24 protein-coding genes, 2 pseudogenes and 2 riboswitches are annotated in these 25,426 nt (G+C 69.1%); of the genes and pseudogenes, 13 read left to right on the forward strand and 13 right to left on the reverse strand.

The annotated features are described in order from the left end of the window. The first annotated feature begins 110 nt into the window (after positions 1 to 110). Together Q0747_RS10165 and Q0747_RS10170 are read left to right on the forward strand one after the other, a co-directional pair. Positions 111 to 470: a MarR family winged helix-turn-helix transcriptional regulator gene (locus tag Q0747_RS10165; RefSeq protein WP_298254470.1), complete on the forward strand. Its 360-nt coding sequence runs from the start codon at positions 111 to 113 to the stop codon at positions 468 to 470. Beyond that, a pseudogene (locus Q0747_RS10170) lies at positions 467 to 1,699 on the forward strand (MFS transporter). The gene Q0747_RS10165 and the pseudogene Q0747_RS10170 overlap by 4 nt, the downstream one beginning before the upstream one ends. Before the next feature lie 139 nt (positions 1,700 to 1,838). Here the strand turns inward: Q0747_RS10170 and Q0747_RS10175 are convergent. Then, on the reverse strand, positions 1,839 to 2,447 hold the full coding sequence (locus Q0747_RS10175) for a maleylpyruvate isomerase N-terminal domain-containing protein (RefSeq protein WP_298254248.1): 609 nt from the start codon (positions 2,445 to 2,447) through the stop codon (positions 1,839 to 1,841). A 145-nt stretch (positions 2,448 to 2,592) separates the two neighbouring features. Between Q0747_RS10175 and Q0747_RS10180 the strand changes: the two are divergent. Further along, a pseudogene (locus Q0747_RS10180) lies at positions 2,593 to 3,347 on the forward strand (class I SAM-dependent methyltransferase). A gap of 109 nt (positions 3,348 to 3,456) precedes the next feature. Further along, positions 3,457 to 3,891, forward strand: coding sequence for a hypothetical protein (locus Q0747_RS10185; RefSeq protein WP_298254250.1), 435 nt, complete (start codon positions 3,457 to 3,459; stop codon positions 3,889 to 3,891). Between the two features lie 24 nt (positions 3,892 to 3,915). On the opposite strand, the gene Q0747_RS10190 is transcribed toward Q0747_RS10185, so the two are convergent. Further along, positions 3,916 to 4,806: a DMT family transporter gene (locus Q0747_RS10190; RefSeq protein WP_298254252.1), complete on the reverse strand. Its 891-nt coding sequence runs from the start codon at positions 4,804 to 4,806 to the stop codon at positions 3,916 to 3,918. Next, positions 4,803 to 5,522: a B3/4 domain-containing protein gene (locus Q0747_RS10195; RefSeq protein WP_298254254.1), complete on the reverse strand. Its 720-nt coding sequence runs from the start codon at positions 5,520 to 5,522 to the stop codon at positions 4,803 to 4,805. Before Q0747_RS10195 ends, Q0747_RS10190 begins: the two co-directional genes overlap by 4 nt. Positions 5,523 to 5,627: 105 nt before the next feature. Between Q0747_RS10195 and Q0747_RS10200 the strand changes: the two genes are divergently transcribed. The 4 genes from Q0747_RS10200 to Q0747_RS10215 all read left to right on the forward strand — a co-directional run bounded on the left by Q0747_RS10200 (position 5,628) and on the right by Q0747_RS10215 (position 9,308). Continuing rightward, complete coding sequence (locus Q0747_RS10200) at positions 5,628 to 6,506, forward strand: aminodeoxychorismate lyase (RefSeq protein ID WP_298254256.1); 879 nt, start codon at positions 5,628 to 5,630, stop codon at positions 6,504 to 6,506. 97 nt (positions 6,507 to 6,603) lie between these two features. Further along, positions 6,604 to 6,721, forward strand: a riboswitch (SAM riboswitch). Positions 6,722 to 6,882: 161 nt separating this feature from the next. After that, positions 6,883 to 7,797 (forward strand): ABC transporter substrate-binding protein, encoded by a 915-nt coding sequence (locus Q0747_RS10205; RefSeq protein WP_298254258.1) that lies wholly within the window; start codon positions 6,883 to 6,885, stop codon positions 7,795 to 7,797. Positions 7,798 to 7,806: 9 nt separating this feature from the next. Then, positions 7,807 to 8,571, forward strand: a complete 765-nt coding sequence (locus Q0747_RS10210) for an amino acid ABC transporter permease (RefSeq protein WP_298254260.1) — start codon at positions 7,807 to 7,809, stop codon at positions 8,569 to 8,571. Continuing rightward, positions 8,568 to 9,308, forward strand: a complete 741-nt coding sequence (locus Q0747_RS10215) for an amino acid ABC transporter ATP-binding protein (RefSeq protein ID WP_298254262.1) — start codon at positions 8,568 to 8,570, stop codon at positions 9,306 to 9,308. Before Q0747_RS10210 ends, Q0747_RS10215 begins: the two co-directional genes overlap by 4 nt. Positions 9,309 to 9,579: 271 nt before the next feature. On the opposite strand, the gene Q0747_RS10220 is transcribed toward Q0747_RS10215, so the two are convergent. From Q0747_RS10220 to Q0747_RS10230, 3 genes are read right to left on the reverse strand one after another with little or no spacing between them, the layout of a single operon-like run. Continuing rightward, positions 9,580 to 10,377, reverse strand: coding sequence for an energy-coupling factor transporter transmembrane protein EcfT (locus tag Q0747_RS10220; protein WP_298254264.1), 798 nt, complete (start codon positions 10,375 to 10,377; stop codon positions 9,580 to 9,582). Next, positions 10,374 to 11,867 carry an ABC transporter ATP-binding protein gene (locus Q0747_RS10225; protein ID WP_298254266.1) on the reverse strand — a complete coding sequence of 498 codons (1,494 nt, stop codon included), beginning with the start codon at positions 11,865 to 11,867 and terminating at the stop codon, positions 10,374 to 10,376. Before Q0747_RS10225 ends, Q0747_RS10220 begins: the two co-directional genes overlap by 4 nt. Continuing rightward, the gene (locus Q0747_RS10230) at positions 11,864 to 12,472 is read right to left on the reverse strand and encodes an ECF transporter S component (RefSeq protein ID WP_298254268.1); all 609 of its coding nucleotides are present in this window, start codon (positions 12,470 to 12,472) and stop codon (positions 11,864 to 11,866) included. The genes Q0747_RS10225 and Q0747_RS10230 overlap by 4 nt, the downstream gene beginning before the upstream one ends. A gap of 59 nt (positions 12,473 to 12,531) precedes the next feature. Beyond that, positions 12,532 to 12,651: riboswitch (TPP riboswitch) on the reverse strand. A gap of 101 nt (positions 12,652 to 12,752) precedes the next feature. Here Q0747_RS10230 and Q0747_RS10235 point away from each other — a divergent pair. Together Q0747_RS10235 and Q0747_RS10240 are read left to right on the forward strand one after the other, a co-directional pair. After that, on the forward strand, positions 12,753 to 13,013 hold the full coding sequence (locus tag Q0747_RS10235) for a DUF4235 domain-containing protein (protein WP_298254270.1): 261 nt from the start codon (positions 12,753 to 12,755) through the stop codon (positions 13,011 to 13,013). Between the two features lie 133 nt (positions 13,014 to 13,146). Next, positions 13,147 to 13,938: a MerR family transcriptional regulator gene (locus tag Q0747_RS10240; protein WP_298254272.1), complete on the forward strand. Its 792-nt coding sequence runs from the start codon at positions 13,147 to 13,149 to the stop codon at positions 13,936 to 13,938. Between the two features lie 63 nt (positions 13,939 to 14,001). On the opposite strand, the gene Q0747_RS10245 is transcribed toward Q0747_RS10240, so the two are convergent. Beyond that, the gene (locus Q0747_RS10245) at positions 14,002 to 15,129 is read right to left on the reverse strand and encodes an aromatic acid exporter family protein (protein ID WP_298254274.1); all 1,128 of its coding nucleotides are present in this window, start codon (positions 15,127 to 15,129) and stop codon (positions 14,002 to 14,004) included. A gap of 191 nt (positions 15,130 to 15,320) precedes the next feature. On the opposite strand from Q0747_RS10245, the gene Q0747_RS10250 reads away from it, so the two are divergent. Both Q0747_RS10250 and Q0747_RS10255 read left to right on the forward strand, forming a co-directional pair. After that, positions 15,321 to 15,968, forward strand: a complete 648-nt coding sequence (locus Q0747_RS10250) for a 4a-hydroxytetrahydrobiopterin dehydratase (RefSeq protein WP_298254276.1) — start codon at positions 15,321 to 15,323, stop codon at positions 15,966 to 15,968. Positions 15,969 to 16,005: 37 nt separating this feature from the next. Next, positions 16,006 to 17,538, forward strand: coding sequence for an FAD-dependent monooxygenase (locus Q0747_RS10255; protein WP_298254278.1), 1,533 nt, complete (start codon positions 16,006 to 16,008; stop codon positions 17,536 to 17,538). Positions 17,539 to 17,547: 9 nt separating this feature from the next. On the opposite strand, the gene mnhG is transcribed toward Q0747_RS10255, so the two are convergent. Genes mnhG through Q0747_RS10285 form a run of 6 tightly spaced genes read right to left on the reverse strand, consistent with a single transcriptional unit; the run spans position 17,548 to position 23,868 of the window. Continuing rightward, the gene (mnhG, locus tag Q0747_RS10260) at positions 17,548 to 17,973 is read right to left on the reverse strand and encodes a monovalent cation/H(+) antiporter subunit G (RefSeq protein WP_298254280.1); all 426 of its coding nucleotides are present in this window, start codon (positions 17,971 to 17,973) and stop codon (positions 17,548 to 17,550) included. Between the two features lie 4 nt (positions 17,974 to 17,977). After that, the gene (locus Q0747_RS10265; protein ID WP_298254282.1) at positions 17,978 to 18,235 is read right to left on the reverse strand and encodes a monovalent cation/H+ antiporter complex subunit F; all 258 of its coding nucleotides are present in this window, start codon (positions 18,233 to 18,235) and stop codon (positions 17,978 to 17,980) included. Then, positions 18,232 to 18,780 (reverse strand): Na+/H+ antiporter subunit E, encoded by a 549-nt coding sequence (locus tag Q0747_RS10270; protein WP_298254284.1) that lies wholly within the window; start codon positions 18,778 to 18,780, stop codon positions 18,232 to 18,234. Before Q0747_RS10270 ends, Q0747_RS10265 begins: the two co-directional genes overlap by 4 nt. Beyond that, positions 18,777 to 20,387: a Na+/H+ antiporter subunit D gene (locus tag Q0747_RS10275; RefSeq protein WP_298254286.1), complete on the reverse strand. Its 1,611-nt coding sequence runs from the start codon at positions 20,385 to 20,387 to the stop codon at positions 18,777 to 18,779. The genes Q0747_RS10270 and Q0747_RS10275 overlap by 4 nt, the downstream gene beginning before the upstream one ends. Continuing rightward, positions 20,384 to 20,875, reverse strand: a complete 492-nt coding sequence (locus tag Q0747_RS10280; protein ID WP_298254288.1) for a Na(+)/H(+) antiporter subunit C — start codon at positions 20,873 to 20,875, stop codon at positions 20,384 to 20,386. Before Q0747_RS10280 ends, Q0747_RS10275 begins: the two co-directional genes overlap by 4 nt. After that, entirely contained in the window at positions 20,872 to 23,868 is a 2,997-nt protein-coding gene (locus Q0747_RS10285; RefSeq protein WP_298254289.1) for a Na+/H+ antiporter subunit A, read from the reverse strand. The genes Q0747_RS10280 and Q0747_RS10285 overlap by 4 nt, the downstream gene beginning before the upstream one ends. 155 nt (positions 23,869 to 24,023) lie before the next feature. Between Q0747_RS10285 and Q0747_RS10290 the strand changes: the two genes are divergently transcribed. After that, positions 24,024 to 25,412 (forward strand): MFS transporter, encoded by a 1,389-nt coding sequence (locus Q0747_RS10290; protein WP_298254291.1) that lies wholly within the window; start codon positions 24,024 to 24,026, stop codon positions 25,410 to 25,412. Positions 25,413 to 25,426: the final 14 nt, after the last annotated feature.

Consider the following 25,426-nt stretch of genomic DNA (forward strand, 5'->3'; position numbering starts at 1 on the left):
CAGAGACCAGTCATCTGCTTCCGCTGAAGCTGCTGCTCGATGTCATGGACGCTGATATTGCATCCTTGTATCCGGCTCAGGGTGCCGGTGCCGTCAGTACGCGGTTCAGCATGGCGCTCGTCCGGTTGAAGCATCGGGGACCGTTGACGATCCGCGACCTGGCAGCCCAGATCGGTGTCACCCACTCGGCGATGAGCCAGACGGTTGCGGTCATGAAGAAGGACGGCCTGATCGAGAGCTCACCGGGAGCGGACGCCAGGACACGACTTATTGCGCTCACCGACGGGGGCCTGGCTCTGGTGCCGTTTCTCGAGGCGGAGTGGCGGGCCACGGAAGCGGCGTGGGCGGAGCTCGAGGATGAGGTCCCCTACCCCCTGGCCCGCGTCGTCGACGATTTGAACAGGGCGCTGGCGCGGCGGTCCTTCCGGGACCGGCTGCTCGGGCACCTCGATCCGCGGTTCCGCTCGTGAAGGGGGCGGGTAGGTGGCTGGACATCCGTCCGCTGCGTGCCAGCCCGCCCTTCCGGAGGTTGTGGATCGGCACCTCACTGCAATCCCTCGGGCGGCAGATCACTGTCGTCGCGGTGCTCTTCCAGGTGTGGGAGGTCACCGGCAGTTCCTTCTGGGTCGGCTTCGTCGGGCTCGTCTACGCCGTGCCGACCATCGTCCTGACCCTGGTCGGCGGTTCGCTGGCCGACGTCGTGGACCGCAGGACGCTCATCCTCTGGACCACATGCGGCGCCCTGGTCGTCTCCGTCCTCCTCGCGCTCCAGGCAGCATCAGGTGTCCGCTCATTACCGCTCCTCCTGGGTCTAGTCTGCCTGCAGACGGCCTTCACCTCACTGGGCAGTCCGGCCCGGCGCACGGTCGTCGTCCGCCTCCTTCCGCAGGGCCAGGTAGGCGCGGGTATCGCGCTCTCCCACATCAGCTTCCAGGCCAGCACGCTCATCGGGCCGGCCCTCGCCGGCCTGCTCATCGCAGGGGCAGGCCTTACCGTCTGCTAGGCGCTCGAGGCTCTGTGTTTCGGCGCTGCCCTGTACGGGATTGCGGGATTGCCGTCCCTTCGGCCGATCGACCAGCTCGGAAAAGCAGGTCTGTCCGCCATCATCGACGGCATGCGCTTCATCAGGAGAAACCCACCCCTGTCAGGATCCTTCCTCAGTGATCTCGCCGCCACCCTGCTCGCCATGCCCATCGCTCTCTTTCCCGCAATGAACGACGAACGATTCGCAGGAAATCCTGGCACGCTCGGGTTGTTCCTCTCGGCCATCGCCGTCGGAGGAGTCGCGGCCACCACCCTCTCCGGACTCATCACTGCACATCATCGCCCCGGCATCATCCAACTGGGCGCCGCAGCAGCCTGGGGCGCAGCGCTGGCAGCGGTAGGACTGGTGAACGGCCTGGTACCGACGCTGGCCTTCCTCGCAGCAGCCGGTGCCGCCGACACCATCGCCGTCATTTCCCGCGGAACCCTCCTCCAACTCGCCACCCCGGACAACTACCGCGGCAGGGTCAGCGCCGCGGAAAACGTCGTCGGTATCGCAGGCCCTGAACTCGGGAACTTCCGTGCAGGCATCGTCGCGAGTATCGCATCCCCGGCGGTCTCGCTCACCTCAGGCGGCATCCTCTGCGTGGCAGCCATCGCGGCCATCGCTGCACGCAACAAGCCCCTCAGGCGCTACCGCATCGATACCCCGTAAACGAAAGCAACCCCAACCTCCGCACCAGAAATCGTGGGCACTCGCCACTGCTGACGACGGACTGCTCGTCCGCTACCGCAGCAGCACCTGGTGGCGAGCCTGCCTGGATCGCGGGCAGCCGCCCGTCGCGTCCTGGCTCCTAGACGATGCTGAAGGGTTGGGGCAGATCACGTCGGCCGGTCAATGCCATCAGGACGTTGACTTCTCGCCCGGACCGGGCCGCGGTGGATGCGGCAAGCGCGCAGGTCTCCTCGAGGACAACTGGGGGCAGATCGATCGGAACGTTTGCCGCCGTCGAAATGTCGAGGCCATGGACGCACAATTCGAAGGTGCGTGTCGGTAGGTAGGAGGCCACCCGCATACCTCCGAAAACGGTGTGCACGATCAGCTCGGCATCCGCAGCCTCGACGGTCTGCACCGCCTCGACGACGAGGTCACCGAAGCGCACTGCTGGTTCAGGACCCAGGTCGCGTCCAGCCTGGCGGCCGCGTTCGGCGACAGTTTCCGGCTCGACAGTTCCAGTCGAGATGGCGGCCAGGTACGCCGCGGCTGACTCGATGACTTCCTCCGCCACCGGACGGGAGAGATAGTCGATGACGGTGATGAGTGCCCGGCTGGTGTGACCGACCAGATCGCGTACCGTCCACTCTCCGAGACCCGGTTGGTCCCAGCGGTCGGGCGGAATCAGGTCGACTGCTCGCCCGACCGCGCGAGCCGCTGCTACGAACGCGTCGGTGACCTGAACCATGCGTCAAGTATGGGCGGGGCCACGTGAGGAGCAAAGAGCCGTCAGGTCCATCTCGCACCATTGATCCTCGCTATCCCTGCTGTACCAGCGGCAGAGCCGAGACGAGTGCCTACACATCTGCGGAGACGGGTGCAAGAGTGGCGGGGTGATCGATCAGCAGCAGCTCTGAAATGCGGATACCGCACGCACGTACGACACTCCCGGGCAGGGCATGTTCTCTTCCGAGGTGCTCGCCCCCACGGTGGAAGTTCTCTCTCAACTCGCAGGTGATGGTCCGGCCGTCGAGTTCGCCATCGGTACCGGTCGTGTCGCCATCCCGCTCTCCGAGGCCGGGGTCCAGGTCAGCGGCATCGAACTGTCGCATGCGATGATCGCCGTCCTGCGCGAGAAGATCGGCGAAGATCAGATGCGCGTCGTCCAGGGCGACATGACCACGACGACGGCGGGCGAGAACTTCTCACTGGCGTTCTTGGTATTCAACACCATCGCCAACCTGTTGACGCAGGACGATCAGGTCCGCTGCTTCGAGAATGCGCCCGTCAGCTCGCGCCCGGCGGGTGCTTCGTCGTCGAGGTCTGGGTCCCGCAACTGCGTTCGCTATCGCCGGGCCATGCCGGGACCGTCGAGGTGAGCGAACCCGGGTATCTCCTCGTCGACACCTACGACGTCCTCGAGCAGCACGTCGTCTCGCACCATGTCCACTTCGGGTCGGAGGTGTCGGACGGTCGGGATGCGCGCATCGCCCGGACACCGCACCGGTACATCTGGCCCAGCGAACTCGACCTGATGGCCCGACTGGCCGGTTTCGAGCTGGAATCGAGGTGGGCCGACTGGGACCGCAGCGCCTTGACGGCTGACTCCCGCAGTCATGTCTCGGTGTATCGGCTGACCTCCGCCTGACAGGCTGTGGGCGCCCCAGAAATACTGGCGGCGCTCTTCACCGGCGGCGCGGACCGTGCCACGATGAGCGGACCACGAGATGGGGGTCGAAATGAAGCTCCGTTGCCGCATGGCGCTTGCTGTCGGTTCGCTGGCGCTCCTGGCAGTACCGGCCTGCAGCGCGCGCGAACCAGCCGTCGACGAGCTGCCGTCGTACGACTCGTTCGACGCCGTCCGGCAGGCCGTCACCGAACAGCTCGAGTGCGAGGACACCCCGCCCTCACCCACGAGGGTCATGGGCGACGGCGTCCAGATCCCCACGAAATCGGTGAAGTGCACGACCGCCGTCGAGATCTTCTACTTCGACTCGCAGGAAGCCCGGAACAAGGCCTACGACACCCTTGCCTCCGCCGCCGAGTCGGACGGTTCCGTGTATTTCGCGGAGGGCAGGAACTGGTTCGTCGTCGACTACTCCGAGGTGACCGTCGGCGGGGATGACCCTCAGTCCCCGGATCTCGCGGGTCTGGCCGAAGCGCTAGGAGCCCGCTACACGGAGGTGACCTAGACCGAAGGGACATAGGCGGCCGGACTACAGTGGCCGCTCCAGCGCACCGGGGAGGGACCCGAGTCCGGCCTGGCGGGTGCCCCGGCGCTGAGCCGCCGCTCCGGCCACCACCACCAGCACGATGCCGATTCCCTGCACGAGCGAGGGAATCTGGTGGAGCACCACGAGGCCGAGGAGCAGACCGAAGGCCGGTTCGAGTGCCATCAGGGTCCCGAACGCCGTCTGGGTCATGCGACGCAGGGTGAGCATCTCCAGTCCGAAGGGCACCACGGGGGCGAGCAGGGCCAGACCCGCTGCGAAGACCAGCACCCGCCAGTCGAAATCCGTGATCACCTGCGGTACGCCGACGAACGCGGCGACCACCGCCGCGATGGGGATCGTCATCGTCAGCGCGCTGATCCCGGTGAACCGGTCCCCTACCCGCTGGGTGAGGAGAATGTAGGTGCCCCACCCGACACCCGCGAGGAGGGCGAAGCCGATACCGGGAAGATCCGCCTCCCCGCGCCAGGGCTCCGTCAGCAGCACCACTCCGATCAGGGCCAGCCCGGGCCAGGTGAGCATCCGGGCGTTACCGCTGCGGAGTGCCGCGACGGTGAGCGGTCCCAGGAACTCGATGGCCACGGCTGTACCGAGCGGGATGTGCTCGATCGCCGAGAGGAAGGCGACCGACATCAGTGCGCTGGCCACCCCCAGTCCGAGGATGGGGAGTACGTCCTGCCGCCGGATGCGCCGTAGGGGTGGACGGGCGATCAGCAGGAAGATCACCCCACCCATCGCGAGGCGCAGCCATGCGGTGCCGGCCGCGCCCACCTGCTCGATCAGCCCCACCGAGAGTGATGAACTGAGCTGGATCAGGAGCATGGCGGCAACGGCCAGTGTCCAGGGCGGTAGCGGTTCCCGCGAGGCCCCGGTCATTGCGCGCCGACCACTCGCCGGGACACGTCGATGCGCGGGCTGACGCGGCCGAGAGCGGACGACAGCGCCGTGGCCGCCGCACCCAGGGCATCGTCAGTCATCGGGTCGAGTGCGTCGAAGATGAAGAAAGCCGTCCTGGTCTGCTCCGAGAGTGCGGTGCGCGGACCTTGCCGCCAGTTCCAGCGGCGGCAGGTCACCCCGAGGTCGTCCCGCCAGACCACCTCCCCCGCGGAGGGGTGTTCCACAGTGGGTGCCCCGTCCGCGAAGGCCTCGAATGCTTCGTCGCCGGTCGCACGCACGAGGCGGGCCGGCCCTCTGTACAGCGCGAGGTCCTCGCCTCCGATCGGCACCTGGTGCAGCACGGAGACGGCGTTGTAGATGTCGGTGAGCGCGTTCACGCGTGGAAGCCGGTCCGCGGCTCTGCGGGTCAGTGCCTCCAGACTGTTGCGGGTGCGCTGCGGCTTCGCCCCGAAGGCTCTGTAGGCTGCGCGCCACGCGGCGATGTGCGGCAGGTCCTCCACGGGACCTGCGGCGAGGAGTGCACGGGCGTGCGCTTCAGCGGCGTCCACCAGGTCGTCGCTGACGGGGTTGCTCGGCGCCAGGCCCAAACCGTCGGCCACCAGGAGCAGCGCACGGTAGTCGGGACGCAGCTCGAACACTGCCGGCTCGACGCCGCTCGCGTCGAGGAAGTGCTCGTGGGAACTGATTCTGGGCATCCGGGTTCTCCTTCCGGTGGGCTGCAGTGGCGCGGGGTTCGCGCCGCACCGTCGACGGGAGGACCGTTCCTCCGACGGTCGCGGCCACCCGCTACGCTGTGCCCCATGACTGTACTGGTGTTCCTCGATCAGGCCCACGACGACGGCAGGATCGTCGACGCCTCCCAGCCGCAACTCATGGCCACCGATCTGGGAGCCACCCGCGGTGACGGCGTCTTCGAGTCCCTTCTCGCCGTCGCCGGCGCTCCGCGGAAGCTGGAGGCCCACCTCGCGCGGCTCGCGTCGTCGGCTGCCGCCCTGGCGCTGACGGTGCCCGACGCCGACGCCTGGCGCCGCGCCATCAGTACCGGCCTGCGCGAGTTCACGGCTGCGGGACCGGACCGGAGCAGCGCCGTCGTCAAACTGCTGGCCACGCGCGGCGTCGAGGGTGCCGAACACGCGACGGCGTGGGTGCAGGTGAGTCCCGTCCCCGCCGCCACGCTGGCGCAACGCGAGGCGGGCCTGCGTGTCCTGCTGCTCGAACGCGGGTACGACAGCACCGTGGCCCAGCGCGCACCCTGGCTCCTCATGGGCGCCAAGACCCTCTCCTACGCCGTGAACATGGCGGCGGTGCGCTACGCCAAGGCGCACGGGGCCGACGACGTCATCTTCACCTCCTCCGACGGCAAGGTCCTCGAGGGCCCCACCTCGACCGTGCTCCTCGCCCACGATCGCGACGGACAGAAGACCCTCATCACCCCGCAGCTCGAGAGCGGGATCCTGGCCGGCACCTCGCAGAGCGCGCTCTTCGCAGCAGCGAAGGAGCAGGGATGGGAGCTGGGCTACGGCCCGCTCGAACCGCACCACCTCCACGAGGCCGACGCCGTCTGGTTGATCTCCAGCATCCGGCTCCTCGCACCCGTGATCTCCCTCGACGGTCAGGATTTGCGCACCTCGGCGACGCTGACGGCCGAGCTGACCGACCTCGTGGATCGTTTCATCTAGCCCCGGAAATCCCACGAGTCCTTCTGTTACGTCCGGCGTCCGCCGTCGGACCTCGTGTTTTGACCGCGGGGCCGCTCCTGCCCTAGCGTCTTCCTGTAATCAAGAGTTCCAGCCATAGGCCCTGGCCGGCTGGACAGCAACCCTCTCCCGTAGTGGGGTGCTCCAGGTGAAGATTCGGCCGCCGGGTCAAGTCCCCCGGTTGGCAAGTACGGTGTCGTGCGGTCCTGCCCCAAGCTCATGGGTGCCCTGGCCGCCGCCTCACCTGGCCCAGAACAGCGAGCGTGTCAGCCCAGCAGTCCCCTCTGTCTGCCGTCATCCGGCAATTCCCCCGCCTCTCAGCATGCCCGTATCCGGGCCATCCTCGAAGAAGGACTCCATGATCCTGTCCCGTACCCTCCTCGCGGCCTTCGCCGTTCCCCTCCTCGCCCTGACGGTCTCCTGCGGAAGCTCCGACAGCGAACCGGCCTCGAACACCGACGCCCTCGCCGGGAGCGACCAGCAGTCGCTCGATCAGTACACCACCGAGCAGACCACGCCCCTCGACGAGATCGACACCGCGGAGCTCGACCTCATCACCGACGGCACGCTGCGCGTCGGCACCCTCTCGGACGCGCCCCCCAACATCTTCCTGGAGGACGGCGTCTTCACGGGCTACGACAACGAGCTGCTCCGCGCCATCGGTGACAAGCTCGGCCTCGAGGTCGAATTCGCCTCCACCGACTTCTCGGCGCTCCTGGCACAGGTGCAGAACCAGCAGTTCGACGTCGGCTCCTCCTCCATCTCCACGACGGCGGAGCGCCGGGAGAACGTGGGCTTCACCAATGGCTACGACTTCGGCTACATGGCCGTCGTCGCCAAGGAGGACTCCGCAGTGACGGGCTTCGACTCCCTGTCCGAGGACACCCGTGTCGGCGTGGTTCAGGGCACGGTCCAGGACGACTACGTCTCCAACACCCTAAGCCTGGAGCCCGTGCGCTTCCCGGACTACAACACGGTCTTCGCCAATGTGAAGAACGGCCAGATCGACGCCTGGGTGGCTCCGTCGCAGCAGGCCACGGGTCAAGTGAAGGAGGGTGACGGCACCACGATCGCCGAGACCATCATCAACACCGAGAACTTCACCGCGTACGCCGTGAACAGCGACAACCAGCCGCTCATCGACGCCCTCAACGCCGGCCTCGACGCAGTCATCGCCGACGGCACGTGGACCGAGCTGACCGAGGAGTGGTACCCGGACCGCGAGCTGCCCACCGACTGGAAGCCCGGCAGCAAAGCCGTGGACGTCAAGTAGCCGCTCTGCATGGACGCCCTCGAACAACTCGGCAAGACCTTCTTCGACTGGCAGGCGATGGTGGCCGTCCTGCCGGACCTCCTGACCGTCGGGCTGCCGAACACCATCATGCTCGCCCTGGCCTCCGGCATCATCGGGACCGTGGCCGGCATGATCCTGGCCGTCATGGGGATCTCACGCAACCGGGCGCTGCGGTGGCTCGCGCGAACCTACACGGACATCTTCCGCGGGCTGCCCGCCGTCGTGATCATCCTGCTCATCGGTCTGGGTCTGGGCCCGGTCCTCCGCGAGCTGACGGGCAGCACCAGCCCGTACCCCCTGGGCATCCTCGCCCTGTCGCTGATCGCCTCGGCGTACATCGGCGAGATCTTCCGCTCGGGTATCCAGAGCGTGGAGAAGGGGCAGCTCGAGGCCTCGCGGGCGCTGGGCTTCAGCTACAGCTCGTCCATGCAGCTCGTGGTGATCCCCCAGGGCGTGCGGCGTGTGCTGCCGGCGCTGGTGAACCAGTTCATCTCCCTCATCAAGGAGTCCTCGCTGGTCTACTTCATCGGTCTCGTCGCCAGTGAGCGCGAGCTCTTCCGGGTGGGCAACGACGCGGCGAGCAACACCGGCAACCTGTCCCCCCTGATCGCCGCGGGTATCTTCTATCTCTGCCTCACCATCCCGCTGACACATCTGGTGAACTTCATCGACACCAGACTGCGCGTGGGTGCCAGGCAGAAGCCCGAACCGGACGACCTGGCCGCCCCGGTCGCGCAAGGAGCCAGAACATGACCGCCACCATCGAGTCGGGATCCCTGACCGGCAAGGACCTGCACCTGTCCTTCGGCGCCAACCGCGTGCTGCGCGGCATCGACCTGCACGTGGAGCGCGGCACGACGGCGTCCGTCATCGGCCCGTCCGGGTCCGGTAAGTCGACGCTCCTGCGGGTACTGAACCGTCTCATCGAACCGGACCGCGGCGACATCCTGCTCGACGGCCGGTCGGTGCTCAGGGACAACCCGGACGAACTGCGTCGGCGGATCGGCATGGTGTTCCAGCAGTTCAACCTCTTCCCGCACAAGACCGTGGTGGAGAACGTCTCGCTGGCGCTGCGCAAACTCCGGGGGATGCCCGCCGGGGAGGCCCGGGAAGCCGCTCTCTCCCAGCTCGATCTCGTGGGGCTCAAGCACAAGGCCGAGGCCCGCCCGGGTGATCTCTCCGGCGGGCAGCAGCAGCGCGTGGCGATCGCCCGGGCCCTGGCGATGGACCCGGAGGTGATGTTCTTCGACGAGGCCACCTCGGCCCTCGACCCGGAACTGGTCAAGGGCGTCCTGGCCCTCATGGCCGATCTCGCCACGGCGGGCATGACCATGGTGGTGGTGACCCACGAGATGGGGTTCTGCCGCAACGTCTCCGACACCGTCACCTTCATGGACGGCGGCGTCGTCGTGGAGACCGGCCCGCCCGCGGCACTGTTCGACGATCCGCAGACACCGCGGCTGCGCTCGTTCCTCTCGGACGTGCTCTGACTGCAGGGGCCGCTTCCGGGGTCGGTGGCCGTTCCGGCTCCGGGATCGGTGACGGTTCCGGCTCCGGGGTCGGTGACGGTTCGCGGCCGGGGACTTCGGCCGACGTCAGCCCTGTTCACACGGCGTGTCGTCCGCCGACACGCTGTCGTGGGCGTCGAAGTCCCCGGATCGACACCACCAACCGGCGCCGCACCGGCCGACACTCCATGGTGGGCGTCGAAGTCCCCCGGATGAGCACCGACCGGAGCTGCACCACGATCGGGAACGCGGCTCAGGACAGGATGAAGTTCCAGGTCCCGGCCAGGACCGCAGCCGTCAACGCACCGGCGGCGACGAGGAGCCCGACGACGGCGATCACGGCGTCGAGCGCCGAATAGGTACTCGACCTCGCCCAGGTTCGCGTCCCTCCGCCGAAGCCGCGCGCCTCCATCGCCGTGGCCAGGCGAGTGGCGCGGCGGATGGCCTGCACGATCAGCCCGAAGGACTGCCCCAGCAGATTCCGCGTCCGCGCCACGACGGACCCGTCGGAGCCGATTCCCCGCGCGTGCCGGGCCAGCCCGAGCGTCTCCCACTGCTCCACGAGCAGTCCCACGAGCCGCAGGGACGCGAGTCCGCCGAGCACGAAGCGGTGCGGCAGATGCAGCTTCTGCGCGAGCGCGTCGGCCAGATCCGTCGGGTCCGTGGTCAGGAGGATGAAGATGCCCGGCAGCGCGAGCGCCAGGGCCCGGAGACCGACGGCGATACCCGCGGCGACTGACCCCTCGGTGAAGACGACGGGCCCGACGGCGAGCAGTACGTCCCCGGTCTTCTCGGCGAGCAGGGCCGTACCGTAGGCACCCAGGACCGCGGCGATCAGCAGGGGCCAGATGCGCCGGAGGAGTCCCCACACGCTGATGCCCAGCAGCGGCATGAGGGCGAGCTCGCAGCCGAGCACCACGGTGGCACTCACCCAGTCGATGCTCGACATGAGCGCCACGGTGATCACGACGGCGGCGAACAGCTTCGAGACGGGATTGGCCCGCAGGAGTGTCCTTCCCGTGAGGACCGGTGTCAGGTACGAGCTGCTCACCGGGACACCAGCCGTCCCGCCCCACCGGAGATGTGCAGGGTGGCGCCGCCCAGCGCGTCGCTGAAGTCGGCGTCGTGCGTCACGGACAGCACGGCGACGCCGTCGTCGACCAGTTCCCGCAGCAGCGTCACGAGCTCGGCCCAGGTGAGGGCGTCCTGCCCGAAGGTCGGTTCGTCGAGGATCAGCAGACGCGGTGCGGTGGCGAGCATCGTTGCGACGGACAGTCTCCGCTTCTCACCACCCGAGAGCGTGAAGGGATTGGCCTGCAGCAGGTGCGTGAGCCGCAGCCGTTCGGCCAGCTCCGCGATGCGTGCGGTGTCGACGGTGCCACTGACCCTGCGCGGTCCGAACTCCAGCTCGTCGGCGACGCTCGCCGTCAGGAACTGGTGCTCGGGTTCCTGGAAGACGGTGCCGATGCGCTGCACGAGTTGCGGCGAGCGCCAGCGGTGGGGAGTGCTGCCGGCCGTCCCGGCGAGACTCGGCTGTGCCAGGAGCGTCCCGGCGCGCGGGCGGAGCAGTCCGCCGAGCGTCAGGGCCGCGGTCGATTTTCCCGCGCCGTTCGGCCCCGTGATGCCGAGGGCCTCCCCCGCCCGAATGTCGATCGCGAGGTCCTCGACGGCGGCCGGCCCGCGTTTGGTCCGCGCGACCGCGAGCTCGCGTGCCGACAGGAGGGTCGGCCCCGATCCGGGGGACGGCAGGGTGCCGCCGACGGGCGGCCGCCACCCGGGGATCCACACGCCGGCGTCGGCGAGTCGGGTGCGCGTGGTCTCTTGCACGAGCACCGTACCGGGTGGACCGTCGGCCAGGATCCCGCCGTCGGCGTCGAGTACGACCACGCGGTCCACGACGTCGGCCCACACGGCCACGCGGTGCTCGACGACCACGAGGGTCGCCCCGGTGCGCTCGAGGACCCGGACCACGGCGTCGCGCACCTCGAGCACGCCGTCCGGGTCGAGGTTCGCGGTGGGCTCGTCGAGCAGGAGGAGTCCCGGCTCCATCGCGAGGACGGAGGCGAGCGCGAGCCGCTGCTTCTGCCCGCCGGAAAGCGCGGTGGTGGGGTGGTCGAGCGGCAGGGCCAGGCCCACGTCGTCGAGCGCTCGGCCCACCCGCTGCCAGATCTCCTCCCGCGGTACCGAGAGATTCTCCGCGGCGAAGGCGACCTCGTCGCCCACACGGGCGAGGACCACCTGCGTCTCGGGATCCTGCAGCACCAGCCCGGCCCGGCCCCGGACGGAGGCCGGGTGGGCGCCGTCGAGCAGCAGTTCACCCTCCTGCTCGCCCTCGTCCTGCGTGCCGAGCACGCCGGCGAGGCCGTGCAGCACCGTCGACTTCCCCGCGCCGGAGGCGCCGAGGAGCAGCACACGCTCGCCCGGCGTGATCTCCAGCTCGAGGTGACGCGCCGCGAAGGCTCTCCGCCCCGCGTGGCGCCAGCCCCACCCGTGGGCGCTGACGTGCACGGCGCCCCGCGGGGGAACGCCTTCCGGTGTCATACGTCGGCCGTGCGTCCTGCGGCGAAGGAGGACAGCGCCCCTGTCCTCGCGAGGCCCCGCATCGCCAGCCAGGACACCAGTCCGGCGATGACGATGCCCGAGACGGCGGCGAACACCGCGTACATGAGCTTGAACTCGAACGTCCACAGGGCGTTGTAGAGGATGTTCTCGCTGATCGCGAGGGCCAGGCCCGCGCCGAGCCCCGCGAGGAGCGCTACCGGCAGGGTCCACCTGCGGTAGAGGAACAGCAGGAAGACCAGTTCCGCACCGACGCCCTGGATGGCGCCGGAGAGCAGCACGCTGATACCGAACTGCGAGCCGATGAGCGCGGACACCGCTGCGGCGAGGATCTCGCAGTAGATCGCGGCTCCGGGCTTGCGGATGATGAGACCGCCGAGTACGCCGGCGATGAGCCAGCCCCCGGTGTACAGGCCGGCGAGGGGCGGGAAACCCGCTGTGATCACGCTGATGCCGTTGTAGCCGACATTCCATCCGACGAAGACGACGCCGACCGCCACCGCGATGACCGAGGCCACCACGATGTCGACGACGCGCCACTGGCCCGCGCCCCGGGCCGTCGAGTGCACTGCTGGTGATGATGCCATGATGATCTTCCTCCTGGGATCCAGGAGGGGGGAGTGCCGGGACGCCGATGGTGTCCGTGCACTCCGAGAACTCGACTCCCTTCGCCGGTACTAACCGGAGCAGGTTCGAGGGTCTGCGGCTCTGCCGCACTCTCAGCGCCCGATCCGCGGTGCGGATCTGCGCTCCCCTGTCGTAAGTTGTTGGAACGTCATCGAGCCTACACCGCGGACCCGTGGGCGCGCCCGTCCCGTGTGGTGCAACTAGGCTTGACGCAGAATCGTCGGATCAGAAGGAGAAACCATGAACGTTATATTCAAGTTGCTCGGAGCGGGCCTGAGCGTCGGTGCCGGATGGATCGGGACCAAGATCGTGGACATCGTCTGGCAGAAGGTCACCGGCGAATCGACGCCGAAGAACAAGGACGGGCTGGAGAACTCGCTGCGCTCCGCCCTCGTGTTCGCCATCGTCTCCGGTGCCGTGAGCACCACGATCCAGGTGCTCACCAACCGCACCACCCAGCAGGCGATCGAGCGCTTCGCGAAGTCGCGCGACCTGACCTGAGCCCGCGCTGAGTGGGGAAGGGCGCCCGGAAGGGCGCCCTTCTTCTGTCGTGGCTGTCGTGGCGCAGAATCAGGAGAATCGGACGATTCGGAGCCATTGACCCTGACACAGTGTGAGGCAGGAGACTCGATCCATGTTGATCGGAGACTTTGCACGGCTCGGGCAGGTATCGGTGCGGATGCTGCGGCACTACGACCAAATCGGGTTGCTCAGGCCCGACAACGTTGACTGCTCCACCAGCTATCGCTCGTACTCGCCCGAGCAGCTGTTCGTGCTCAATCGCATCGTGGCGCTGAAGAATCTTGGTCTCAGCCTCGAGGAGGTGGGCCGGATCATGACGGACCTCGTCGAGGCGGAGGAGCTGCGTGGCATGCTGCGCTTGCGCCGCACTGAGCTCGAACACGAACAGCGGGCTGCCGGCATCCGGCTGGCGGCCGTCGAGTCGAGGCTCCGGATGATCGAGAAGGAGAACGACATGTCCGCAGACTATGTGGTGAAGCAGATCCCGTCGGTACGGCTGGCGGCGCTGACGGACACCCTGGATCCGACGACGCTCGGCCGGTGGATCGGACCCATGTTCGACCGCGTGCAGTCGGAGCTCAACAAGGTGGACGGCAGCCTTGCCACCGCGCTGGCAACGTACTCCGAGGTGGAAGCCGGCATGGAGGTGGCAGTGGGCTACGCCTACGACGGCCGCGCGCTGCCGGGCCTTGACGTCGTCGACCTCCCCTCCGCGACGGCTGTCTGCGGGGTGCATCTCGGGCCGATGAGCTCGATCCAGGAGTCCTGGCAAGCACTGCACCGTTGGCTGATCGAGAACGGCTACGAGCACGACGGCCCCTGCCGTGAGCTGTACGTCCGAGCCGAGTCGGAGAATCAGCAGGACTGGGTCACCGAACTGCAGCAGCCCGTCGTCGATCGCTGACCGGTCCCCGTGCGCGGCCCGGCCCGTTCGCTCCACCGGCGGGCCGCGCCACACCTCGAACCGTCAGCCCTCCGATGACTCGATCCGCAGATCCGGCACGACGGACTGGAGGATGCGGTGCAGGCTCATGCCGATGGCCGCCGCCGCCCCGAACGGGATGTCCCGTGACACGGTCTCGTAGGCTGCCTGCTCGAGTTCGCGCAGGCTCTGCTCGGCGGCCTGGAACATGCCGCCGTCCGACTCCTCCACGGTCCAGAGATCGAGCACCCGGCCGACGGCGGTGAAGGCGTCCTGCAGGACCGGCCGCACCTCGTCCGGCATGGGGCGCTCACGGACCGTGCCGTGGAGCGCGTCCTGGAGCATGTTGGTGATGTTCAGCGTGTGGGACGCCACCACCTCGAGGACCTCCACGTGGTAGTAGTCCCGGTCGACGTCGCGTGGATGGAACCGCCAGCGCACGTTGCCCTTGCGGCTCTCGTCGGCGTACTGCAGGGCGTCGCGCGCATTCCGGGCCGACCGCATCAGATCGTCCCTGCGCTTGGCCCAGCGAGGATCGTCCTCGGTCCAGTCCTCCTCGAGGGCCTGCCCCAGCTCCTGGAGATCCTGGGCCGCCATCCTGCGGAGCGTGCTCATCTGGCCGACGGCGTCGTTGAAGTTCAGTGGCGGGAAGATGAGCCCACTGACGGCGAGGCCCACGCCCACGCCGATGACCGTCTGCACCAGATAGCCCAGAGAGTAGCCCAGATTCTCGTTGCCGATCACGAGGACGAACAATCCGGCGGAGGCGATGCCCGTTCCACCTCCTGCAGTTCGCTTGAGCTTCCCTCCGAGCAGCACACCCGCGCCGACGACGAACGCGATCGTGAGCCAGTTCGGGTCCCCTGCCCATACGGCGAGATAGGCCAGGATGATGCCGATGGTCAGACCCGCCACCGTCTGCAGGCCCTGCGTCAGGGTTCCCGCCACCGTGGGATACATGGCCAGCAGCGCGCCGAGCGGCGCGTAGTAGGGGTACTCCGACGGGGTGCCGGGCAGGGCGATGGCGATGAGCCACGCGATGGCCGCGGCGAGCGCGGCCTTGACGCCCAGGAGGAGTTGGGGATCGGTGACCACAGCTCGCAGTCGACCCTTGAGCCCGCCGTCGAGGCGTTCGGCGAGTGCGGCCCGGCGTGGCATCTTCAGCGGAGGCATCCTCGCAGTATCGCACCGGATCGTAGACCGGCGCACTGAGTCCTTCGTCTCGGGGAGCCGCTTGCTCCCGGGCACGGGGCGGGCTGCCGGCGGGGGCGCTCCCGACCGGATCGTGCGGCGGCACGTGATGGAACGCCGTAGGACCCACAGCGGCTCTTTCCTTCGCGCAGGAGCGCGACGATACTGGCGGCATGGGCATCCTCGACACGCACCAGATCCTCGACGCCGGTCTGGCGGACTGGCGGAAACTCGCGCAGGCGCTCCACGCCCGCTTCCTGACCCGTGACTTCGCCACCGGTCTCGCCCTGGTCGCAGCCATCGGCGACCTGGCGGAGGACGCCGATCACCACCCCGACCTCGTGCTGACCTACCCGCACGTGGACGTCAAGCTCCTCAGCCACGACGCGGGCGGCGTCACGACCCGCGACCTGGAGTTGGCCCGGAAGATCAGCCTCCTGGCCGCCGAGCGGGGCATCGGCGCCGATCCGACGGCCCCGACCGTCGTGGAACTGGCCCTGGACACCGGCGACGCGACGGCCATCGGCCCGTTCTGGGCCGCCCTGCTCACCGGGGACGCGCACGCGGTGGACGGCGACGACGTCGTGGACCCGACCGGGCGGGTTCCGCTCCTGTGGTTCCAGCACACCGATCGGCACGAGACCCCGCGCCAGCGGTTCCACCTCGACGTGTGGGTGCCGCACGACGTCGCGGACGCACGCATCGACGCCGCCGTCGCCGCCGGCGGCAGGATCGTCGAGGACTCCGAGGCCCCCTCCTTCACAGTGCTGGCGGACGCGGAGGGCAATCGGGCCTGCGTCTGCACCATCCTCGAGCGCTGACGGCGGCGGCACGGTGGACAGGCGCGGGGAGGAACGGGTGGACGTCCTCGTCGTCGGCGCCGGACCCACCGGCCTGATGCTGGCCAACTGGCTGGTGCGACTCGGTGTCCGCTTGGTGCTCATCGACGGCAAGGACGGTCCCACCATCGAGTCCCGCGCACTCGGGGTGCAGTCGCGCTCCATGGAGATCTACGACCAGCTCGGCGTGATCGACCGAGTGCTGGACGAGGCCGTCAGGGCCGAGTCGATGCGGCAGGGCTTCGGTCGCAGGGCCTTCGCTCCCGTTCCGCTGACCGCGCTGGGCCGGGGCATCACCCCCTACCCCGGCCTGTACGTCCTCGAACAGAGTGCCAACGAGCGGATTCTCGCCGATCACCTGCGGAGCCTCGGGGGCACGGTGCGCTGGCGGCACCGCCTGGTCCGGCTCGAGACGTCCGACGGCGTGACGGCCAGGATCGAGGGGCCCGAGGGCCAGGCCACCGTCCACGCGCGCTTCGTGGTCGGCTGCGACGGCGCGTCCTCGACGGTCCGTACCCTCCGAGGCATCGCCTTCGAGGGCACGACCAGCCGCCAGACGTTCTACCTCGTGGACGCCGTGGGAGTGGACGGCCTCGCCCCCGCCTCCGTGAACATCCGCCAGGGCGTCGCCGAGTTCCTCCTGGCTTTTCCCATGCGCCCCGATGCCGCCGGACGCGCCGGCCAGCGCCTGATCGGCCTCGCCTCCGGTGATGACGGATCCGCCGTCACGGCGGAGCATGCGCGCGAACGGCTGCGGGACACCTTCGGCGTCACCTACGCGGACCAGCGGTGGTTCTCCACCTACCGGGTCCACCACAGGATCGCCGGGCACTTCCGCGACGGCCCGGTACTGCTGGCCGGCGACGCAGCACACGTCCACTCCCCGGTGGGCGCGCAGGGCATGAACACGGGGCTGCAGGACGCCCACAACCTGGCCTTCGCCCTCGACCGGTACGAGGCGGAACGCCGGCCCGTCGCGCTGCGGCTCCTGGCCACGACCGATCGGCTGTTCCGCGGCATCACCTCGGGGTCGGCGCCGGCGCTCCTGGTCCGCCGGTACGTCCCGCGCGTGGTCCTGCCGCTCGCCGTCGCGATCCTGCCGCGCATCCCGCTGGGTCGCCGGCTCGCGGGCTACCTGGGCCGGATCCGGATCCGCTACCCCATGGAGGCAGCCGGAGCGCCGACGCGAGGATCACGGCGCCCGGCCGGAGGCAGGCGGCGCCCGCGGCGCCGCGATCCCGTCCTGGGCCGCAGGTTGCCCTGGACCGGAGGGAACTTCGAGGTGCTGCGCTCCGCCGCGTGGCAGGTGCACCTGTACGCGGCGGACGAGGCGACCGGTCGCCGAGCCGCAGCCGGCGCCCGAGAGCTGGGACTCCCCCTCCACGCATTCGGCTCACCCGGTTCCACCCGGCTCCGGCCCGGCACGGCCTACCTCGTCAGGCCCGACGGGTTCGTCGCGGCAATCGCCCCGCCGGACGCGATGGTCGGCCCTTTCCGGACGGCGCTGACGACCACCCGCGGCCCCGGCACCCTCAGCACGAGCGCCGGCTGAACCGCCCCGTCAGTGGTCGGGGACGTCGCGACGATCGGCGTCCTGCCGCCCGTCCACGCCCTCGGCCTCGTGGGCCGGATCGTCCCGGTCCACCTCGACCACGGCGCAGGCGACGACGTCGTCCAGCTCGTCGATGGTGAGCAGATCCTGCCGGAGGTGCCTCGTGCGGTACCCGGCTCTGCCCACCATGTGCGCCGAGACCGGAGTGGTGAGCAGCTGGAAGAACCAGCACAGCACCAGCAGCGGGATCAGCGGCCAGCTCCCGGTCTCGAGGGCGAGCGCCAGGAGGAACAGCAGGAGCCCGAGGACCTGCGGCTTCGTGGCCGCGTGCATCCGGGAGAGCAGATCCGGGAAGCGGACCAGCCCGATCCCGGCCGCGAGGGACATGAGGGCCCCACCGATCAGCAGGATCGACATGACGACGTCGGTGAGCACGGTGCTATCCCCTCTCCGTGATGAAGCGGGCCACCGCGACCGAGCCGATGAAGCCGATCAGGGAGATGACGACGAGCAGGATCAGGTGGTCCGTGTGGTGATTGACGATCATGGTGAGGACCAGTGCCGCCGCGATGATCGCGAGGACGACGTCGAGCGCCAGGACCCTGTCGAGGAGCGAGGGTCCGAGCACCGCCCGGTACAGGGCCAGGAGCACGGCCACCGCGAGTATTCCCTGGACGACATAGATGACGACGGTCATGATACGGACTCCTCCGCCCGCAGCTCAGCGAGCTCCTGCCTGGTCCCCATGATGCGGATGAAGGCCGCCTCCGACTTCCGGACGGTGGCTCGCATGGCCTCCGCGTCCTCCTCGGTCCTGACATTCAGGCAGTGGAGGTAGAGCGTCGAGGACGCCCGGTCCACCTCCACCACGAGTGATCCGGGGATGAGCGAGGTCGCGTGGCCGGTCGCCGTGACGATCAGGTCCGAGTGGCTGCGCAAACGGACCGCGACGACGGCGTTGCGAAGGGCCGGTCCCCGGGTCACCGCGAGCCAGAAGACCTCGATGCTGGCGGTGACCAGATCCACGAGGAAACCGGCGCTGAAGGAGACGAACGCGAGGATGTTGAACCGCCCGCTCAATCCCACCGGCGGCAGGTAGAAGAAGTTGACCACCACGAAGGCGATGATCAGTCCGAAGATCAGCGTCCCTGCTCCGAAGTCCTGCCAGAGGGCACCCCACACGAACGTGAGCCAGAGGATGAGCGGCACATCCGTGACGAGGGAGAACTTCTGCCGGGTCATCGGTCTGCTCCTGCGCCGAGGACGGCCTCGAGGTAGGGAGTGCGCTCCAGCATCTCGGCCGCCGCGTTGTCGGTGAGCGTGAACAGCGGTCCGGCGAGGAGGGTCAGGCCGAGTCCGAGGGCCACGAGGCCGATGGTGGGACCCGTCATGGTCGCGGGGAGCAGTGTCACGGAGTCCGTCCCGGCGAATTTCCCGGTGTCCTCACCCGTCACCTGGAGTGACGCCGTCACGCGTGAACCGTCGGTGGCCGCGGCGAGCAGGATGGGGTCCGGGTCCTCGACGTCCTCGGGGCTGCGCCAGAAGGCACGGTTCCACACGCGGGCCATCACCAGCAGGGTCAGCAGGCTCGTGGTCACGGCTCCGGCCACGAGGAGGAGGGCCAGCGGTGTCCCGAGCTCCACACCGGCCTCGAGCAGACCGAGCTTGCCGAGGAATCCCGAGAAGGGCGGTATGCCGGCGAGGTTCATGGCCGGGACGAAGAACAGGATGCCCAGCAGCGGCGACAGCCTCGCGAGGCCGCCGAGGCGGTCCACGTCCGCCGTCCCGCCACGGCGCTCCACCAGGCCGGTGACGAGGAACAGGCTGGTCTGGATGGTGATGTGGTGCACCACGTAGTAGACGGTGGCCGCCAGCCCTAGCCGGGAGGAGAGCGCCAGCCCGAAGACCATGTAGCCGATGTGGCTCACCAGCGTGAAGGACAGGAGCCGCTTGAGATCGGACTGGGCCAGGGCCCCGAGGATCCCCACGATCATGGTCAGCAGCGCCACCACCATCAGGAACGAATTGATGCGGTCCCCCGGGAACAGGAGGGTCTCCACGCGCACCATCGCGTACACCCCCACCTTGGTCAGCAGGCCGGCGAACACCGCGGTCACGGGCGCCGGCGCCGTGGGATACGAGTCGGGCAGCCAGAACGAGAGCGGGAACACGGCCGCCTTGATGCCGAAGGCCACGAGCAGCATCAGGTGCAGCACCAGCTGCGTCGCCGGGTCCACGTCCTCGAGCTTCACCGCCAGGTCGGCCATGTTCACCGTGCCCGTGGCGCCGTAGATCATGCCGATCGCGATGAGGAACAGCATCGATGACACCACGCTCACGACGACGTACGTCACGCCCGCACGGATGCGCGGCGCCGTGCCGCCGAGGGTCATCAGCACGTAGCTGGCGGTCAGCAGTATCTCGAAGCCCACGTACAGGTTGAAGAGATCCCCGGTCAGGAACGCGTTCGAGACCCCGGCCACGAGGATCAGGTAGGTGGGGTGGAAGATCGACACCGGCCCCTCCTCGTCGCCGTCGGAGGTGCCCTGACCCGCTGCGTAGACCAGGACCGTGAGGCTGACCACCGAGGAGACCACGAGCATGAGCGCGGAGAACTGGTCCACCACGAGCACGATGCCGAAGGGTGGCTCCCAGCCGCCCAGCCGCACCGCATGGGTACCGGTGGAGGGTGCGGCGAGGAGCATCACCACTTCCAGGCCCAGGGTGAGCGCCAGCGTCGAGATGCTGACGAAGCGCTGGGCGCTCGGGTACCGGATGAGGATGAAGGTGATGGCGGCACCGAGCAGGGGCAGGGCGACGGCGAGCGGCGCGAGATCTGCGGCGATCACGGCGCTTCCCCTGCCGTCCGCCCGGCGCCCGCCGCGGGCTCGGCCTTCCTGCGCCGGAGCGGGCGGGCCTCCCCGGCGTCCGAGAACTCGGAGGCGTCCTCCGAACTGTCGGTGTCGCCGTGGCCGTAGTCGTCCTGGTCGTCGGCGCGCAGGGTCTCCGGGTCGTCCTGCACCTCGTCCTTCCGTCGCAATACCCAGGACCGGTAGATCATGCCGAGCATGAAGGACGTCACGGCGAAGGTGATCACGATCGCCGTGAGGATCAGGGCCTGCGGCAGGCTGTCCGCGTACTCCTCCGCGGGTGTCCCCGCGCTGTGGAGCGGCGCCGTGCCGCTTCCTCCGCTCATCGCCAGGATCAGGATGTTCACACCGTTGCCCATCAGGATCAGGCCGAACAGCACCCGCGTCAGGCTGCGTTCGAGCAGGAGGTAGAGCCCGGCCGCGAAGAACGCGGCCATGAGGACGATCAGCGTGATGTTGACGGTCACGGGCGTATCCCTTCGCTGGTCGTCGGCACGATCGTGTCCTCGACCGACTCGTCGTGGGCGGGCGTCCCGGCTTCCGCCCTGGCGTCGATCTCGGACCCCAGGCTCCGCAGCACGTCCAGGACGAGTCCTACGACGATGAGGTAGACACCGATGTCGAAGAAGGTGGACGTCACGAACTTCACGTCACCGACCAGGGGCAGCCCGAACTCCAGGATGTAGCTCTCGAGGACGGCGCCCCCGAGGACGAGGGGTGCCATCGCGGTGAGCGCCGCGACCGCAAGCCCCGTACCGAGCAGCGCACCCGCACTGACCGGGGTCGCCTCGGCCAGTTCGAACCGGCCGCCGGCCAGGTACCGGATGGCCAGGCCGATCCCAGCAAGGAGTCCGCCCGCGAAGCCGCCACCGGGCAGGTTGTGGCCGGCGAAGAGAAGATAGATGGACAGCAGGATCACGGTGTGGAACAGCAGGCGCGTGATGACCTCGAAGACGATCGATCGCCGCTCGGGGGCGAGGGTCCGTCCCGCGACGAGCCACGGATCACGCGCGACGTCGGCGAACCGGGCGGCGAGCTGGCGCGCGGCCTCGGCGCGGCCCCCCGCGTCCAGGGACTCCTGCGCCCTGTCGACCGAGCCGTCCTCGACGCCGACGGCCCGGTTCCGGGTGTCGCTGCGGCCGCGGATGAAGATCAGACTGGCGATGCCCGTGGCGGCGAGCGCCAGGACGGTGATCTCACCGAAGGTGTCCCAGGCCCGGATGTCCACGAGGAGCACGTTGACGGTGTTGGCCCCGCCGCCTTCCTCGTACGCCAGCTCGGGATAGGCCAGCGAGATGGGCGCCGCGGTCCTGGCGGCCATGGCCGACATGGCGATCACGGCCATGATGGAACCGAAGGCGATCCCGAGGCCTGCGCGCAGCAGCCGACGCTGCCGGCCCGCCCTGCTCCACAGCCTGGCCGGCAGGGACCGCAGCGCCAGGACGAAGGCCACGAGCACGATCGTCTCCACGAGCAGCTGCGTCAGCGCCAGGTCCGGTGCGCCGTGCAGGGCGTAGATCACGGCCAGGCCGTACCCGGTGATCCCCACCATGACCACCGCCGTGAAGCGCTTGCGGGCTCTCAGCGCGCCCACGATCCCCACGAGGATCGCGACGGCCACGACCCCCTGGGCAGGTGATTGCGCCCACTGGTAGGCCGTGGGCACGGGTCCGTCGAAGAGGATCAGGGCTGTCAGCGGCACGAGGACGGCGGTGGACAGGATGATGAAGAGGTAGAACGCCAGGGAGCCCCGCTGCGTGCGGCCCGTGACCCAGAAGGCCACGGCGTCGAGCACGCTCACGGTGGAGCGGTAGGCGGCAGCCGCCTCGGGGATCCGCGGCAGCCGGGCCTGGAAACGCTCGAGCGGTTCGCGCAGGACGAACAGTGCCACACCCGCGCCGAGCGTGACGACGGTGAGCACGAGCGACAGGCTGACACCGTGCCACAGGGCCAGGTGCGGCGCGGCGACGTCCGAGGCGAACAGGGTGGCGTACGGCTGGACCAGGAGGTCGAGCGGGACGGGCCAGAGACCGAACACCACGGTGGCGACGGCGAGGACCGCCGGGGCGAGCAGGAAGGACGGCCGCACCCGGGAGAACCTGGTCCGGGGCGTCCCGTGCTTGAGCGCGAAGGCTCCCCAGACGAAGCGCGCGCTGTAGGCGAAGGTCAGGACCGACCCGAGCACGATCCCCCCGAGCAGGAGGGTTCCCACGAGCCCGTCCTCCGAGCGGTGCACGAAGGCCTCGTACACCGATTCCTTGGCGACGAACCCGACCAGCGGTGGCACCCCGGCCATCGACGCGGCGGCGACGAGGGACACGACGAACAGGACCGGCGAGGTGGAGCCGACCCCCGAGAGCGCCCGGAGATCGCGGGTCCCGGCCTGGTGGTCGATGATTCCGGCCACCAGGAAGAGCGTGGCCTTGAAGAACCCGTGGGCCAGGAGCAGGCCGAGGCCCGCCACGGCTCCGTCACGACCCCCGAGCCCCACCACCATGGTCAGGAAGCCGAGCTGGCTCACCGTACCGTAGGCGAGCACGAGCTTGAGGTCGAACTGCCGCAGGGCACGCCACCCCCCGAGCAGCATCGTCGTCATCCCGAGGACGAGGATCACCGGATACCAGGAGGTGGTCTCGCTGAACCCCGGGGCGAACCGGGCCGTGAGGAAGATCCCCGCCTTCACCATGGCTGCGGCATGCAGATAGGCGCTGACGGGCGTGGGCGCGGCCATCGCGGCGGGCAGCCAGAAGTGGAAGGGCACCAGGGCCGACTTGGTGATGGCACCGACCAGGATCAGGACGATCGCGACGTCGATGATCGCGCCGCGCGCCACGAGCGACGGCGCGGCGGCCAGGATCTCGGAGATGCGGTAGGTCCCGGCCTCCTGTCCGAGGAGGATCAGGCCCACGAGCATCGTCAGTCCACCGGCGGTCGTGACGATCAGCGCCTGCAGCGCCGAGCGGCGGGCCGAGAGCCGGTGGCGCGAGTACCCGATGAGCAGGTAGGACAGGATGGTGGTCAGTTCCCAGAAGATGAACATCAGGATCAGGTCATCGGCGAGGACCAGCCCGAACATCGCCGCGGCGAAGGCGAGCAGCTGCCCACCGAAGGCGCCCAGGTCGGCGTCGTCGTTCTTGAAGTAGCGCGCGCAGTAGAACAGCACCAGGGCACCGACGCCGAGGACGAGGATGCAGAGCACGGCCGCAAGGGCGTCGAGCCGGAAGGCGAGCTGGAGCTCGAGGCTCGGGATCCACGGCACGGTGACCGACGGCGGCGCCACGGGCTGCTCTCCGGCGGCGCCCTGGTCCGCCGACAGGACGGCGGGCAGCATGGTGAGGAGCCAGGCGAAGGCCGCCGCGGGCGCGGCGGCGAGGACGAAGAAGGCGGACCGTCCGAGGCGGGAGAAGAGCAGGGGTGCCACGAATGCCAGCGCGAACATGCCGATCAGCACTGTGAGCATGGGTCTCGATCTTCCGCTGCGGTGGGACGGTCGGGCTCCTGCAGTCTATAGGCGGGCCCGCCGCCGTCCGCCATCGGTGACAGGCGTCGACGACGGGCCCGGGACGAGCAACCCGTACCCGTATGACCCGGGTCATACGGGGCTAGCATTCACCCATGAGCACGCATCGAGAGCCCCCGGGTACGCCTGCGGTCGCGGCGACCCCGCCCACGGAGGGTTCGGGGCGGATCTTCAGCCGACCCGTCCTCGCCTGGGCCTCGTGGGACTGGGGGTCCGCCGCCTTCAACGCGGTCATGACCACCTTCGTCTTCACCGTCTATCTGACCTCCGAGGCCTTCGGCGGGGAGGCGCGGACCTCCCAGGTCCTCGGCTGGGGACTCGCCGCCGCCGGCCTGCTCATCGCCCTCCTCGCCCCCGTCACGGGCCAGCGCTCCGACACCGGGGGCCGGCGGAAACGGTGGCTCGGCATCAACACGCTCATCGTCGTGGTGCTGACCGGCCTGTGCTTCTTCGTGTTCCCGAGCCCGGAGATGCTGATCCTCGGGGTGGCACTCATCGCGGCCGCGAACATCTTCTTCGAGTTCGCCGGCGTCAACTACAACGCCATGCTGACCCAGATCTCCACGCCGTCCACCATCGGACGCGTCAGTGGTTTCGGGTGGGCCATGGGCTACGTGGGCGGCATCGCGGCCCTCGTGGTGGTCCTGCTGGTGTTCATCTCACCCGTGGTGGACTGGCAGGGAGCATCGGGCGACGACGGCCTGAACATCCGGCTCGTGGCGGTCTTCTCGGCGCTCTGGTTCGCCGCCTTCGCCCTGCCGGTGCTGCTCACCATCCCGGAGCTGCCCCGCAGGGCGGCCGCCGCCCAGCTCGGCTTCCTCGCGTCCTACGGCCTGCTCCTGAGGCGCGTGGCAGCGATGTACCGGCAGAGCCCGCACACCATCTACTTCCTGCTGGCCAGCGCGATCTTCCGGGACGGGCTGGCTGCGGTCTTCACGTTCGGCGGGGTCCTCGCGGCGGGGGCGTTCGGCTTCTCGGCGGCCCTGGTGATCGTCTTCGCGATCGCCGCGAACGTCATCGCCGCCACGGGAGCGGTGATCGGAGGTTTCCTGGACGACAGGCTCGGCCCCAAGCGGGTCATCATCGGGGCGCTGATCGGGCTCCTGGTGGCCGGGTCGGCGATCCTGCTGCTCGGGACCGGGACCTATTCCGTCCTCGGCGTGGAGTGGACCTCGGACACCACGTTCTGGGTCTTCGGCCTGCTGCTGACCCTGTTCGTGGGCCCGGCACAGGCGTCGTCCCGCGCGTTCCTCGCACGCCTCGCGCCTCCGGGCGGCGAGGGGGAGCTGTTCGGGCTCTACGCGACCACGGGCCGCGCGGTGAGCTTCCTGGCCCCGACGCTCTTCGCCCTGTGCATCGGCATCTTCGGCTCGCAGCTCTACGGGGTCATCGGCATCCTGGTGGTGCTGCTCGCCGGTCTGCTCCTGCTGATCCCGGTGAAGCCGCCCGCCCGCGTGGCGCCGTCCGTCCTGCCCGACGCCTGACGCCTGCGATGCCG

This window comes from uncultured Arthrobacter sp. (assembly GCF_947493765.1).
In the GTDB taxonomy this organism is placed as follows: domain Bacteria; phylum Actinomycetota; class Actinomycetes; order Actinomycetales; family Micrococcaceae; genus Arthrobacter_D.